At 39.2% G+C, this 15,736-nt stretch carries 12 protein-coding genes and 1 pseudogene; 6 read left to right on the forward strand and 7 right to left on the reverse strand.

Annotated elements, in window-relative coordinates:
- Positions 1-545: pseudogene (locus HRT50_RS04790) on the forward strand (hypothetical protein); the annotation flags it as partial.
- Between the two features lie 217 nt (positions 546-762).
- Here HRT50_RS04790 and HRT50_RS04795 read toward each other — a convergent pair.
- Entirely contained in the window at positions 763-2,766 is a 2,004-nt protein-coding gene (locus HRT50_RS04795) for an ATP-dependent DNA helicase RecQ (protein WP_291611961.1), read from the reverse strand.
- A gap of 34 nt (positions 2,767-2,800) precedes the next feature.
- Here HRT50_RS04795 and HRT50_RS04800 point away from each other — a divergent pair, with 34 nt between their 5' ends.
- The 4 genes from HRT50_RS04800 to HRT50_RS04815 all read left to right on the forward strand — a co-directional run bounded on the left by HRT50_RS04800 (position 2,801) and on the right by HRT50_RS04815 (position 6,910).
- Positions 2,801-3,037 carry a hypothetical protein gene (locus HRT50_RS04800; RefSeq protein ID WP_291611888.1) on the forward strand — a complete coding sequence of 79 codons (237 nt, stop codon included), beginning with the start codon at positions 2,801-2,803 and terminating at the stop codon, positions 3,035-3,037.
- Between the two features lie 55 nt (positions 3,038-3,092).
- Complete coding sequence (locus HRT50_RS04805; protein ID WP_291611890.1) at positions 3,093-4,973, forward strand: CIA30 family protein; 1,881 nt, start codon at positions 3,093-3,095, stop codon at positions 4,971-4,973.
- Between the two features lie 135 nt (positions 4,974-5,108).
- Positions 5,109-6,131 (forward strand): sensor histidine kinase, encoded by a 1,023-nt coding sequence (locus HRT50_RS04810; RefSeq protein WP_291611892.1) that lies wholly within the window; start codon positions 5,109-5,111, stop codon positions 6,129-6,131.
- Positions 6,128-6,910 (forward strand): LytTR family DNA-binding domain-containing protein, encoded by a 783-nt coding sequence (locus HRT50_RS04815; RefSeq protein WP_291611894.1) that lies wholly within the window; start codon positions 6,128-6,130, stop codon positions 6,908-6,910. Before HRT50_RS04810 ends, HRT50_RS04815 begins: the two co-directional genes overlap by 4 nt.
- A gap of 12 nt (positions 6,911-6,922) precedes the next feature.
- Here the strand turns inward: HRT50_RS04815 and HRT50_RS04820 are convergent, their stop codons facing one another.
- The 6 genes from HRT50_RS04820 to guaB form a co-directional block, all read right to left on the reverse strand.
- Positions 6,923-8,449, reverse strand: a complete 1,527-nt coding sequence (locus tag HRT50_RS04820) for a protein adenylyltransferase SelO family protein (protein WP_291611897.1) — start codon at positions 8,447-8,449, stop codon at positions 6,923-6,925.
- A gap of 13 nt (positions 8,450-8,462) precedes the next feature.
- On the reverse strand, positions 8,463-9,173 hold the full coding sequence (locus HRT50_RS04825; protein ID WP_291611898.1) for a glutathione S-transferase family protein: 711 nt from the start codon (positions 9,171-9,173) through the stop codon (positions 8,463-8,465).
- 95 nt (positions 9,174-9,268) lie between these two features.
- Entirely contained in the window at positions 9,269-9,856 is a 588-nt protein-coding gene (locus HRT50_RS04830; RefSeq protein WP_291611900.1) for a hypothetical protein, read from the reverse strand.
- Between the two features lie 113 nt (positions 9,857-9,969).
- Positions 9,970-10,320, reverse strand: a complete 351-nt coding sequence (locus HRT50_RS04835) for a RidA family protein (protein ID WP_291611902.1) — start codon at positions 10,318-10,320, stop codon at positions 9,970-9,972.
- A 379-nt stretch (positions 10,321-10,699) separates the two neighbouring features.
- On the reverse strand, positions 10,700-12,277 hold the full coding sequence (gene guaA / locus HRT50_RS04840) for a glutamine-hydrolyzing GMP synthase (protein WP_291611904.1): 1,578 nt from the start codon (positions 12,275-12,277) through the stop codon (positions 10,700-10,702).
- 243 nt (positions 12,278-12,520) lie between these two features.
- Positions 12,521-13,993: an IMP dehydrogenase gene (guaB, locus tag HRT50_RS04845; protein WP_291611905.1), complete on the reverse strand. Its 1,473-nt coding sequence runs from the start codon at positions 13,991-13,993 to the stop codon at positions 12,521-12,523.
- A 364-nt stretch (positions 13,994-14,357) separates the two neighbouring features.
- Here guaB and xseA point away from each other — a divergent pair, with 364 nt between their 5' ends.
- On the forward strand, positions 14,358-15,692 hold the full coding sequence (xseA, locus tag HRT50_RS04850) for an exodeoxyribonuclease VII large subunit (protein WP_291611908.1): 1,335 nt from the start codon (positions 14,358-14,360) through the stop codon (positions 15,690-15,692).
- Positions 15,693-15,736 lie beyond the last annotated feature (44 nt).

Genomic DNA, 15,736 nt, shown 5'->3' on the forward strand with positions numbered 1-15,736 from the left:
CCCCAGAAGTTATCCCTACTGCAAATGTTATTGGTAGTTGTGCGTTAAAAGCGCCGCATTTAGTTGGACCTTTTGAAAGTGACTTCTCATTTGTTAATAATAGCGATCATACTGTACGAGTTTATCGTGTAGATAATGTTACTGGTGAGCTAAGTGAGAACTTTGGTTTTACCACATTAGCCAAAGGTGATACTTACGACAGTGCCTCAACATGGAAATGGTTTGGTAATCGTCGTGCAGCTATTACTGATGAAAGTGGTAATTGTGCAGGTGTGGCCGTGATGACAGAAAAAGACACCAGTAATGACTATGAAATTACTAATGCTCTTTTTGGTACTGACCCTGTTGTTATAACTGGCGATATGGATGGTGATGGCGATGTGGATAGAAATGATATTCGCGCTTTTGCTATGGCTATTCGTCGCGGTGAAGAGCTTCACTTGTCATTTGACCTAAATAATGATGGTGTTATTAATTCACGTGATGTTAGAGCAATGAAAAATATTTGTTCTTATGATCGTTGCAGAGCTACACCAGCACAATAGTAGCCTCTGATAGTAGCAATGTTAGCTAATTAAACATTGCTACTGCTTTACTGTTAGATACCTACTGTGAAACATTTACCGTTAAATACTTACCGCTCAAATACGGTTATAAAAAAGTGGCTATTATTAGCCACTTTTTTATATATCTACTTACAGGTGATTTATTTCGCGATACATATTTATCGGTATTTATTTCTCAATAAATGAATATCGCTATTTAATCACTTAAACTCGCCAACTTATCACGAATAGCTTGATAACGCTGTTTTTCACATAAGCCAAAAGCTGATAACTGTCTGACTTTATTACGACCAAATAATGGCACTGTCATACCAGCAAAAAATCGGCAGTAACTTTCTAAGGATAAAGGTTGGTTTATCTTGCCCGATAGTCGCTCAGCTAATTCAGTCATTCCTTGTTTTAATGCCTCATCACTCGGCCATGGCGTATTTTCTTGAGAGCGCGCAAGCACCGCCACTTGCCCGCGACAAACACTGCAATGACCACATTGTGGCACTGAGCCTGATTCACGAGAGGCATCCGTATCTAGGCTATGGTCATCGAAATAGCGTGCTAGATTTACTGTTAAACAAGTATCAAGTTGAAAGAAGCGTACTAAGGTAGCGATACGCTTTATTTCTTTCTCTTCATTTTCTTTAAAGTAGTCACTTAAGGTTTGGCATAAGCTAGGGTCAGCTAACTCATTAAGGTTTATTTTAAATACCTCAGTCATACCTTTAGTTTCCAGTACTATCAGTTGTTGCTCTTGCAGGTATTCAAGGGCGGCAATAACGCGATTACGCTCGATAGTTTTATCTTGCAATAATGTATCAAAATTTAAACTACCCCATATTTTTTTAAACTCTGTGGCGTTAAAAATACGCTGAAGAAAATCTTTGCGTTGCTCATTAAAGCTATTAAGTATTTCATCTTTTGGCTTTAACAGTTTTATTTTAAAATCGGCGAAATAGGCATATAAAGGTTCAATGACGCCAGCGAGTTCTAGCTGTACCAATAAGGTTTTTAATGGCAACTGTTTGATATTGACAGCATTAGATAATTGTAAAATCTGCAATTCCCACTTACTGTCATAAGCAGTCGATATTACTTCGTCTTTGATACTGTTAAGAAGCATTTCAATACCGGCATACTCTGGGGTATCACCATAAACAAAGTTTTCTACCGTATTTAAACCATCAAGATTTGCTAGGGTAAAACATTGGGCAGGTAGTCCATCTCGCCCTGCTCGGCCGATTTCTTGACTGTAATTTTCAATAGATTTTGGCAAGTCGTAATGAATAACAAAGCGGATATCACTTTTATCTATGCCCATACCAAAGGCAATAGTGGCGACAATCACTTGAATTTTACCCGCCATAAAGTCTTGTTGAATCTGACTGCGAGTATCACTATCAAAACCAGCATGATAAGCACAAGCATTAATGCCTTGTTGCGATAAATATTGCGCAACCTTTTCAGCACTATGTTGCAAGGTCACATAAACAATACCTGGGCCTTGTTGCTGATTAATTATTTGCTCAAGTTGCTTATTTTTATGATACTCAGTCACAGGCAAGACAGTTAAATCAAGATTGGCGCGGTAAAAGCCCGTTTGCACTATATGTTCGTCTCGAATAGCAAACTTACCGGCCATGTCCATTTTTACTTTACGCGTAGCCGTGGCGGTAAGTAATAATACCAAGGGAATTTTTAACGCTTGGCAATAACTCGGTAGTTTTAAATAATCGGGTCTAAAGTTATGACCCCACTCAGAGATACAATGCGCTTCATCAACCACTAACATAGACACAGGTACCGATTCTATAAACTGTCTGAACCTTTCATTTTTGAAACGCTCGACTGACACCATCAAGACTTTAATATCACCATCACGCACACCCGCCATCACGGTTTGCGCTTCATTGCCTTTTAGGGTCGAATCAATGCTTGCTGCTTTAATGCCTTTGCTAGCAAGAAAGGCTAGTTGATCTTTCATCAAGGCTAATAATGGTGATACCACTAAGGTTAAATGCGGTAAATGCAACGCTGTTAATTGATAACACAAGGACTTACCTGAGCCTGTTGGAAAAATGGCTAAAGACGATTGACCATTTAATAATTGCGAAATGGTTTGTTCTTGTCCTGGGCGAAAGCCATCAAAACCAAAGCTTTTTTTGAGTAATGGCGTTAATTCGCTAATTTGTCTGACTTGCTGAGTCATTGGTGGAGCTTGCTGGCCGAATGTAGGGTTGGTCATGGGTATTATCACATTAAAGGTAGTCATATATTCATCTGTTCATCATACCTTGGCTAAGGCGAAAATACTTAACTCTTGCCATCAAAAAGACTTAACTCTCCCCTTAAAAATAAACTTGCTAGGTTTAAATGTCGATTCACTGGCAAATAATGTCAGTTCAAAGAAAGTAGACCGACATGCCCCTGCTAACGCGTTAAATTTATCCCATCAACATGAAAGTGCTGCAGCGATATAGCACATATGACTGCGCATATAACACAGAATAATAATCAAGATATAGGGATTAACGAATGAAAAAATTATCACTAACAATAACAAGTCTATTGGCTAGCCTTAGCTGTATTAGTAGCCTAAGTGTCCAAGCCATCGATTTACGCATAGACAATGTTCGTTTATACCAAGCGGAGAAAAGCGCCTTTAGCCAGCCAAGTACTTTGTATATTGAGGATGGCAAGATTATTGAAATAACCACTAATACAGCAAAAAACAAAAAAACCGTTAAAAACGCAGATAAGGTTGTTGATGCTCATAATAGTTTCGCCCTGCCCGGATTAATTGATTTACATGTTCACCTTGGTGCATCTGGCAGCAACTACGGTAAAGAGTTTCAATACTTACCCGTTGACGCTCATTTTAATTCGAACTTATATTTAGGTGTCACCAGTATTGTCGACTTGTTTTCATTTGATATTACCCTTAACGCGGCAAAACATTTAACTACTTATAAAACCTCACCAAACTTATTCTATGCCGGGGTATTATTTACCAACCCTGGTGGCCATGGCACACAATTTGGAGGTAGTGCTTTAGAAGTCACTAATTTTGCGGCTATTGATGGTTTATGGCAACAACATATGGCGCGCAAGCCTCATCTAACCAAAGCGGTTATTGAAACCTTTGGTGGTCATGGCGACTCATTAACCGACAAGCAACTAACCGAAATTGGCCGACGTTCAAAAGCGGCTGGACTGCCTTACTTTGTCCATGTATCGACCTTAGCCGATGGCAAAAGAGCAATTAAATCAGGCGCTACTGCCTTAGCCCATGGTATCAATACTGAAGCCATTGATGAGGAGTTTATCGTCTTAATGGTTAAACATAAGGTTGCTTACATACCCACGTTAGCGGTTTATCAAAATCACAGCGCCGAGCATGAACTCCAGCAGATTAGCAGCAACACAACCTTGTTAGCGACAGTGCCAGATAAATTGCAACACTGCTTATTTGATAAAGTACCTGAGCCATCAAAATGGAAAGATATTGCTTGGCAAAAAAGACAACTGGCATACAAGAATATCAACTTACTTGCCCAAGCAGGTATTACAATTGGTACAGGCTCTGATGCAGGCAACCCTTATACTTTACATGGCAGCGGTCTGCATAATGAACTACAAGCTCTGAGTCAATCTGGATTAACAAACGCACAAGTAATTAACGCGGCCACAATTGATGCGGCAAGAATAATTAATGCTCCAGAACTAGGTCAATTAAAACCTGGGTTTCAAGCAAGTTTTATTTTACTAGAACAAAACCCGCTCAACGACATTAGCCAGATAAGTAATATCCAAGCAGTGTATAAGTCAGGTAACAAGGTTGATAGAAAAGATCTTATTGCTCAAAACAAAAAGATAACCCTGCTTGGCGAAAAATGTAACGCCACAGCCGTTATAACTACATCAGCAGACAAAATTATTGATAGCTTTGATAGCGAAATTAAGTGGCAAGTAATTAGCGATACCATGATGGGTGGACAATCGACAGCAAAGCTAGCTTTGCAAGAAAAAGTACTTTCTATTGATACCCAGTTAGGAAAACCTGGTGGTTTTGGCGCTTGGGCTGGTATGCAAGTTATGTTTGAGACTCCCGTTGACGCTTCTCAATATAAAGGAGTAAAAATAACTTACCAAGGATCTAAAGTTCCATTTGGCATTTCTGTTTATCATAGTGAGGTACAAGACTGGGACCACTTTTCTGCCACCCTACAGCCAAGTGAGACTTGGACAACAGTGGAAGTCCCCTTTACTCAGTTGCAGCAATTTGGCTTTGGCAGCCAGAAAGATTGGTCGGCAAAAAGCTTAGCGGGTTTGAGTTTAGTGTGGCGCACTATGTCGGGACAGCAATTGGCGAGCAACAAAAACATGTTACAAATAAGTAACATAAGCTATTTTTAATTTGCTAAGCTAACAATGCTTATTAAGGAGATAGAAAGATATCTAAATCAATTCTTTAGATATCTTTATCAGATCTTTCCCTATGACTATCTATCACTAACTTTTCATCAATAAATATACAAAATAGAGCACTTCATGTTACGACAACCTTTTTTCAAATATAGCTTTTTTATCTTACTGCTGGTTGATCTAACCTTTACTGCAGGTTTGATAGTGTTTGACGTCACCTCTATCTCATTAAATACACTTTTAGCAACCAGCATATGGTTTGTTTGCTTTTATTGGTTACCAGTATGGCTAGCAGCTTTGCTAATATTCTCAATAAGGCTAAGGGGATTTCATAATGTCTTGCTCGAGTGTTTCGTTGCTGTGCTTTCAATGTCGCTTGGCCTGGCAATAACCAACCAGCTGCTGCTTTTTACCTTTGATAGTTATGCTTCTATGGGCAACTTTGTCTTCTTTGGCGGTATTACTTGGGGAATACCTATATATTTTATTAGCCGTTATATTGAGAGTAGAGGCAAAATATTACAAGAAAAACAGGCACGAAAACAAGCACAGCTACAAACATTGAGGTATCAATTAAATCCACACTTTATGTTCAATAGCTTAAATACCATTTCGGCTTACATTCACTCTAACCCTGATTTAGCTGATGAAGTATTGCATGAACTAGCAGATATTCTTCGCTATTCATTAGATACCGGCGAAGCGAATAGTGTTTCTCTGCAACAAGAAATAGCCATTATAGATAAGTATTTGAATATCGAAAAAGCGCGCTTTGGTGACAGACTTACCGTTAACTTAGATATTCCAGCTGAGTTGCTCAATACGCAAGTACCGCCACTTATTTTACAACCCATTGTTGAAAATGCGGTTAAACATAATGCTCAAAAAACCCAGCTGACAATCACTATTAAAGTAGAAAAAATAGCTAAGCGTAAAGATGAAATATTAAGAATATCAATTAGTGATAACGGCTCTGGTTTTAGTGAAGCAGTGATAACCAAAGGTTATGGTAAGGGCATTGGTATGAAAAACTTGCAACAACGCATGCAGCAGTTACCACAGGGTAAAGTAAGTTTAAGCAATGGCACTAGTGACAAAGCCTCTGCAGACAAAACAGGTGCGACGGTGCTGGTGGAGATGGCGCTATGAATAAGTTAACGGTTAAGGAAATGCCAGATAAAATGCGCGTTATTTTTGCTGACGATGAAAAACCAGCCAGAGATAAACTCGCCCATCAGTTAAGTCTTATTGCAGATATTGATGTGGTTGGCTTTGCCACCACAGGTAAGGAAGCTGTAGCGCTAATTAATGTCCAAAAACCTGATTTAGTGTTACTGGATATTCAAATGCCTGAAATTAGCGGCATGGAATTATTAAGTTTACTTGATTATAAACCGCTGATCATTTTTACCACTGCTTATGATCAATTTGCCATACAAGCCTTTGAACAGTCATCTACTGATTATCTGTTAAAACCCTTCCCTCTGGGACGGTTAAAAGCTGCTTTAGATAAAGCAAAAAAACAGTTTTTGGCCGGATTACCTATAGAGAAAAGCCAACAAGAACAGAATTATATACTCAATAATAACGCACCGATTAAACGCTTGGTCAGTAAAAATGGGGAGCGTATGACCATATTATCACCAAGTGACTTACTATTTATCAAATCATCTCAAGGTAATTGCTTAGCTTGGGATGGTAAAGAGCATCATTATTTATCAGAAAAACTCGACGTCTTAGAGCAATCATTAGCGCCAGCAGAGTTTGTTCGTATTCATAGAAGCTACTTAATTAATGTCGATAGAATTAAAGAAATTCAGCGTTGGTTTAATGGCAAGTTAATGGTGATCATGGATGATGAGGATAAAACAGAACTCAGCACCAGTCGCGCTGGTGCTGATAAGTTAAAGGTGTTATTAGGTTTGTAGGCTTAAAGCTGGTTAAGTTCCACAAAAAGTATGATAGTTCTCATCACCATCACTAGGCGCATCTTGATAATTGTGAGTATTATCTAATTGTGTATAAGGTTGCTGTACGACTGCTAGAAAATTATTTAAATCTGATAAGTCAGCATTTTCTTGATAAGAAGTTTGGCTCGACGCTAAAATAGCTTCAACATGATGATTTCTTGGGATCACTAACGGGTTAGTTTTTGCCATCAAGTCTTTAGCGCCACTAACATCTGCGGCGATTCTTACATACCAACGTTTAAGCCATTGCTGCCACTTGTCTTGCTCGGCTTCATCATCGACACCGTCTTGGGTACTTTGCTGAACAGCTTTCATAGCAAGCACGTTATTTACTTCGGCTTGATTTAAGTTAGCAGCTAAGGTGACAAAAGACTGGGTATAATCTAATTTCATCTCTGCCATGATCGCTAGTAAATCATTAACCAAGTCAATATCACCATCGGCCAATTCACTGATGCCTAACTTATTCACCATCATTTCAAAATAACGATACTGTAAATCATTGGCAAATTTCTGTAACAATGGTGTGATTTTGGCTAAGGCTATGTCCTCATCCTCATCAATTAACGGTAATAAACAATCAGCAAGTCGCGCCATATTCCATTGTATTATTTTGCTTTGGTTACCAAAAGCATAACGCGCATTTCTATCAATAGAGCTAAAGACGGTATCGCTGTGATAATGGTTCATCATGGCACAAGGGCCGTAATCAATGGTTTCACCTGATATGGCTGTATTATCAGTATTCATTACCCCATGGATAAAACCAACACGTAACCATGAGACAACTAAAGGAACTTGTTTGTTGAGTACCGCGGTAAAAAAATCAACTACTTGCTCGCCAGATAGTGCTTCACCTTCACCAGCTTTAAGTTGAGGAAAGTGACGACCTATGGCAAAGCTAGTCAGCTTTTTAAGTGATTCAATATCTTTGCGGGCTGCAAAGTATTGAAAAGTGCCAACCCGAATATGACTAGTAGCAATGCGGGTAACAACAGCGCCAGGTAATGGACGCTCTCGATATACCGCCTCTCCGGTAGCAACCACGGCTAAGCAACGGGTAGTTGGCACACCTAAGGCGAACATAGCTTCACTCATCATATATTCACGTAGCGCTGGCCCTAGTGCGCAGCGACCATCACCTTGGCGAGAAAAGAAACTAGTACCAGAGCCTTTTAATTGTACATCCCAAGACTGACCTTGTTTATCCGTAATGTCACCTAATAAATGCGCACGACCATCACCAAGTTGTGGATTAAAGTGGCCAAACTGGTGACCCGAATAAGCTTGCGCAATCGGCGTACTGCCGTCAATTAATTGATTACCTGAGAAGTATTGTGCGAGCTGTTCATTATCTTCTTGGCTTGAATAGTTTATTGACAGTGATTTTGCTAAAGGCTCATTCCACAGTAATAATACCGGTTGAGCTACAGGTGAAGGCAGGGTTTGCTGTGAAAAGCTTTTACCCAATTGATGGTATTGGTTGGAAAGTTTCAAAGAACTTACTCCGTTAATAAAATTCTTGTTCTATCCGCTGACAGTAACGGACTAAATTAGGGTAACTTCTGGCTTTACTATTAAAGACATTGTCACAGTTAGCAGAGATAAACTGACATAAAATTGAATAAGCAACCGCATCAAAAGAGCTTGGCTGCGCACCATAAAAATAATCTTGTTCAGCCAGTAAAACAGATAAAGCGTTAAAGCTTTTATCAGCTATTGTTAATATTTCAACCTGACTGTGTCGGCCCATACCATGAGCATGTAATTTTTTAATTACTGACTTTCTAACTAAGCTAGGGACAAACCAACGTAAAGGCAACGGCATCCTACCAAAAAATGCTTTATTAGCAAGTGGCCAAGTCTCTGCTAGTACCCAGCGAGAATATACTAAACACCAATAAAGGTTTTCATCGAGTGATTTGGTTAACAAATAAGCTTGTGCACGCTGCTCTTTCGTTAAGAAATCGTCAAGGGTAACCGAGTAGTTTTGCGTTAAATGCTCAATGATATGCTGTGAGTCAGCAACAACTATTTCTTCTGTTTGCTGTTGAATTGATATGAAAGGTAATTTACCTTTCGGGGATTTTTTTAAATTATGCGCCCCGGAAACAACTTCATAAGGTAGCTTGGCCATCTTTAAAAAAGCATCTACTTTCACTACAAATGGACTGGCATCCATGACACCAAAACTTGAACCAAAACTGTAGAGACTGATCATTTAATTTCCACTTAAAGAACACTACGTATACTGTAAATAAACACAACCATAGTTTTATTGGTTGTAAAGAAAATGAAGAAGCTTAACCTTTATAGCTATTGTACTGGGCAGGCTTCAATAGGCACGACTAACCCCCTAGCTTTAGTTAGATAACACTCATCTAGCAAGGAGCAATAACACATTTCCACAGATAAATGAGAACGTTCATCGTTAAGTTTTTGCCAAAGTTCAGAACTTAACTCACCATTATATAATCGATAAAAGATATGCTCTTCTTGAGCTGGTAAAATTCTGTTATGTATTGAGCTGGTTATTTCACTACCTAACTTAAGATGCGCTTTCGGTTTATTCTGCTTAAATTTTTTGTATTCCACTTGACAGCACGCATCCAAAAATTGTGAAAATCGCTGATAATCTTGCTCTTTATAACGGAAGTTTGAGCTTTTAAGTAATGCTGGGCCAACGCCATTATTGGTAATGCTAAATTCAAGTACCGATTCTTTAGTCTCATTGTTAACATTACCAGTACCGAATTGTAATAAAGGTAATGTCATTGCTTTTACTTGTTTTTCTGCCGCATTCGCTTGCAAGTAAGTCGCATAAAATGAAGCAATAGAAATTAAAATTGCGCATAGGGCGAGCGTTAAATTAAGTTTTTGTGAAGTAAATCCTTGGTCTGACACTAGATGTCCTTATTAACTTGTCTTATAAATTTTAAAAGCATTGAACATGCTAATTTAATGAGAGAGTTAAATTAGCATGTTTGTTTGGTATGAACAATTAGCAGAAATTTTCTTTATATTTCCGCAGCAACCACTGATATTTCAACCAATAATGCTTCTCGCGCCATTTTAGCCGCAACACAAGCGCGTGCTGGTGCATGACCTTCTGGTAGCCAAGCATCCCATACCGCATTCATATCAGCGAAATAGCTCATGTCTTTAACATAAATAGTTGCCGATAAGATGTGTGCTCGATCACTTCCTGCTTGTATTAACAGTGCATCAACTTTATCAAGCATGGTTTGGGTTTGTTCGGTGATATCTTTAGTGGCATCAGCCGCCACTTGACCACATAAGTAAATAGTACCGTTATGTTTAACAATTCTACTCATTCTTTGCTTAGTTTCTAATCTAGTAATAGTCATTATAATTTCTGCTCGTCCTAGTAGATATTTTATCGGCATTGTTTTCATGTTTACTTTCTATAAGTAAAGGCATCACTATAGTCATCGTCTCTCCTTGGCATCCATGCCATCGCGACATACCGTTCATCCTGAACATAACCTCAAAAATAAAACACTCAAACGCTTTGCTAAAATCCCAACTAGTTAGAGCTATTCCTTGTGCGTAAAAATAAAACCTCAGTGTTTTTCAACAGTGAGGTTTAAATTAAATTCTATATGCAGAGCTTTAATTGAAAGCATAGGTAGAACATTCAAATTCAAGGCGGTAGTACGGAGCCTATGACTATAGGTGAGTACTTCCAACGCTGAAGTTGAGTGTTATAACAAGCTTACAAAAAAGCTACTCCCATTCGATAGTCGCTGGTGGTTTTCCTGAGATATCGTAAACTACGCGGGAGATACCATCCACTTCATTGATAATACGATTAGAAACCAAGCCTAGGAAATCATACGGTAAATGTGACCAACGAGCGGTCATAAAGTCGATAGTTTCAACACAACGTAAAGAAACAACCCAATCGTATTTACGCTGATCGCCCATCACACCTACAGATTTTACCGGTAAAAATACGGTAAATGCCTGGCTTACTTTTTTGTATAAGTCGTGGTTGTGTAATTCTTCAATGAAAATAGCATCGGCGCGACGTAATAAGTCAGCATATTCTTTTTTAACTTCACCTAAAATACGTACACCTAAACCAGGTCCAGGGAACGGGTGACGGTAAAGCATGTCGTACGGTAAACCTAGCTCTAGACCAATTTTACGTACTTCATCTTTGAATAACTCACGTAATGGTTCAACTAGACCCATTTCCATATGCTCAGGTAAACCACCAACGTTATGGTGAGATTTAATCACATGTGCTTTACCAGTAGCAGAAGCCGCTGACTCAATCACATCAGGGTAAATAGTACCTTGTGCTAACCACTTAGCATTTTCAAGTTTCTTTGATTCTTCTTCAAATACTTCAACAAAAACGTTACCAATGATTTTACGTTTTTTCTCTGGATCGCTTTCATCGGCTAAACGATCTAAGAATCTGTCTTCAGCCTGAACATGAATAATTTTAAGACCAAAATGATCACCAAACATATCCATTACTTGCTTGCCTTCATCTAAACGAAGCAAACCGTTATCAACAAATACACAAGTCAGTTTATCACCGATAGCGCGCTGTAATAACATGGCAACAACAGATGAATCAACACCACCAGAAAGACCAAGGATAACTTCATCGTCACCTACTTGTGCTTTCATCTTGGCAATAGCATCATCAATAATTGACGCTGAAGTCCAAAGTTTTTCACATTTACAGATATCTACAACAAAGTTTTCTAAAATGCGTAAACCTTGTTTTGTGTGCGTAACTTCAGGGTGGAATTGTACCCCGTAAAATTTCTTCTCTTCATTGGCCATTGCGCCAAAAGCACAACTTGCTGTTTTTGCAACAGTAACAAAGCCTTCAGGAATTGCAGAAACTTTATCGCCGTGACTCATCCAAACGTCTAGTAAGGCATTACCATTATCACCAACGCTGTCTTCAACTTTGTTGAATAACGCAGATTGGGCAATTAACTCAACAGCAGCATAACCAAATTCTTTATGACTCGAGCTTTCAACGCCACCGCCAAGTTGCTCAGCCATGGTTTGCATGCCGTAACAAATACCTAATACTGGTACGCCCGCGGTATATACATATTCAGGTGCACGAGGAGAGTTAGCTTCAGTTACTGACTCTGGACCACCAGCAAGGATGATACCCGTTGGGTTAAAACCTTTAATTTGCTCTTCAGTTACGTCCCACGACCAAAGTTCACAGTAAACACCAATCTCACGTACGCGACGTGCGATAAGTTGAGTGTACTGTGAACCAAAATCTAATATTAGTATGCGGTGATCATGAATGTTTTTACTCATGGTTGTTTTCCTACTTTAGCGGCTCATTGATTTAGAGCGATATATAAATAAACAGGCTGAACTAATTTACTAATAGTTCAGCCTGACAAAAATTCTTTTACTTTCTATTATTTAGAAAGCAACAATAGTTTAGTTCGAAGCTAGTTAGCACTAGAGCAAAGAAGAAGCACGGAGCTGACGCTAGTCAGTGAGTACTTCTGATGCTGCTATTGTGATTAACTAGCAAAGAAATAAGCCATTCGACTAACCTGTACGGTAATTAGGAGCTTCTTTGGTGATGGTTACGTCATGTACGTGTGACTCACCCATACCTGCTGAGGTAATTTTCATAAACTCAGGTTTGGTGCGCATGGTTTCAATATCTTTACAGCCAGTCAAACCCATTGACGAACGTAAACCACCCATTTGTTGATGAATAATTGCCGCTACAGGGCCTTTATAAGCAACACGACCTTCAATACCTTCTGGTACTAATTTGTCTGCTTCGCCTTCAGCTTTTTGGAAGTATCTATCACTTGAACCATCTTTTTGCGCCATAGCGCCTAAAGAGCCCATACCGCGATAAGACTTGTAGTAACGACCTTGATAAAGCTCAACTTCACCTGGTGCCTCTTCAGTACCAGCTAACATGCTACCAACCATAACGCAGTGCGCGCCAGCAACTAGGGCTTTAGCAATATCACCCGAGAAACGAATACCGCCATCAGCAATCACTGGAATACCTGTGCCTTTCAAGCCTTCAACAGCATTTGAAATAGCCGTTAATTGTGGCACACCCACACCAGTAACAATACGCGTAGTACAAATTGACCCTGGGCCGATTCCAACTTTAACGGCATCAACACCGGCATCAGCCATGGCTTTTGCGCCCGATGCTGTCGCTACATTGCCAGCAATAATTTGCAAATCAGGATATTTATTACGTGCTTCTTTAACTCTATCTAATACACCTTGTGAATGACCGTGTGAAGTATCAATTAATAAAACATCAACTCCCGCAGCCACTAGAGCGTCAATGCGCTCATCAGTACCTGCGCCAACACCTACAGCAGCACCAACACGTAAACGACCTAATTCGTCTTTACAGGCGTCAGGCTTGTCTTCGGCTTTTTGGTAATCTTTTGCAGTAATAAGACCCACAAGTTTAAACGCATCATCAACCACTAAGATTTTCTCAATACGGTTACTGTGCATTAAACCTAAAATTTCTTCGCGAGCCGCACCTTCTTTAACTGTTACTAGGTTTTCTTTTACTGTCATTAGTGAAGAGACTGGTTTGCTTAAGTCTGTTTCAAAACGTAAGTCACGTCCAGTGATGATACCAACTAAATTGTTATTATCATCAACAACAGGGAAACCTGAGAAACCTAGGTTATCAGCTTTGTGCATGACCTGTTCAATAGTAAATGTGCTATCTACGGTTACAGGATCTGAAACTATGCCACTTTCATACTTCTTCACTTGAGAAACATTTTGCGCTTGTTCAGCAATGGTCATGTTTTTATGAATGAAACCTAAACCACCTTCTTGCGCTAACGTGATCGCTAGACGCGCTTCTGTCACTGTGTCCATAGACGCAGAAATCATCGGTACGTTTAAATTAATTTTACGGGTTAATTTAGTTTTTAAATCAGCCGTGTGTGGGAGTACTTTTGAATGAGCAGGTACAAGTAATACGTCATCAAAAGTTAAAGCTTCTTGGGCAATTCTTAGCATCGCAACATCTCTCTAAAAAGGTTGGTTAGGGAGTGAATATTGCGGCAGAATTTTAACCGTTTTCTTGTTTTAGGTAAACCTATTTTTTAAACTTTTATCAACTCACTCAAAAACAAGGCAATAATAGTGCCGAAATACTTTATTTATAAGAATATAATTTGGATTAATGTCCTAACAGCTAATTATTGACAGAGGTGTCAACAAATCAACCGTATTACAATAAACCATAATATTTGAATGAAAGGCACTAAACACTAGCAAGATATGCTTATGACATTAGCGATTATCAGTTCGGCATTATCTTAGTAGACTTGATATACTAGCTAGCTATCTGCCTACACAAAACCACGATTACCTCTGCATTATGAGCCAACAGCATATATTACAAATAAGCGAATTAACTAAAAAAGTACGCTTTATTCTAGAAAGTGAGCTAAATACGGTTTGGTTAACCGGTGAAGTATCCAATTTTATTGCCGCTAGTTCAGGTCATTGGTATTTATCATTGAAAGATGCCAAGTCGCAAGTTAAGTGTGCCATGTTTAAAGGCAGTAATAGACGTGTACGTTTAGGCACAGGAGCAAAACCGAGTAATGGCCAACAAGTGCTTGTGCGCGCTAAAGTGTCTTTATATGAGCCCCGTGGTGACTTCCAGTTGATTATTGAACATATGGAAGATGCTGGTGCCGGTATGCTGCGTCAGCAATTCGAACAATTAAAAAACAAACTCAACGCACAAGGCTTATTTGATTTAAGCCATAAAAAAGAAATACCGACACATATCAATTGTGTTGGTATTGTTACTTCCCCTACCGGTGCTGCGGTGAAAGACATTTTAACGGTACTTAAACGTCGTAATCCAAATATCAAAGCTATTATCTATCCCGCTTTGGTACAAGGTGACTATGCGCAAGGTGATATTTGCCATGCCATTGAGCGAGCCAATAGTCGTCAAGAATGTGATGTACTCATTGTTGGTCGAGGTGGTGGCTCTTTAGAAGATTTATGGCCGTTTAATGAAGAAAGTGTTGTTCGCGCTATCTATCAAAGCAATCTGCCAGTGATTAGCGCCGTTGGTCATGAAATTGATACCACACTAAGTGATTATGTCGCTGACTTACGCGCCGCTACCCCCTCTGCAGCAGCGGAGTTAGTATCAAGCGATAGTAGTGAGTTGCTTAACCGAGTAGTAATGCTTAAACAGCGTTTGCTAAAAGCTCAGCAAGTAAAACTTGCCCAATTAGGCAATGAAAGAAATTATTTACAACACAGATTATCGCAAGTCCACCCTGAACAACAGTTACAAATACAGCAACAAAAAGCCGATGAATTGGCCTTACGTTTAAAACAAGCGATGAAGCGTAATATTGTCCAGTGCCAAGCTAAGCCTGCTCAGCTTAGTCAACGTCTTTTACAGCAATCACCAGAAAAAATGATTCAAGCACAACAAGAAAAAACTCAGCAGAATATGCAGAGAATTAGCCAAGCGATGCAAAACACTTTACAGCATAAAAGTGAAAGTTTTGTCCACTTGATTGAGCAATTACAACTTGTCAGCCCGCTAGCAACGATAGCTAGAGGTTACAGTGTTACTCGTAATAACAGCAATACCGTTATCACTAAAGTTGCTCAGGTTAGCAAGGATGAAGAGATTAGCGTGCAATTAAGTGATGGCAGTATTCATGCGCGGGTAATATAAATTTACTCTCTGATAAGTATTTTTCTTTAGCAGTAAGGCAATAT

The organism is Colwellia sp. (assembly GCF_013215345.1).
Classification (GTDB): Bacteria; Pseudomonadota; Gammaproteobacteria; order Enterobacterales; family Alteromonadaceae; genus Colwellia.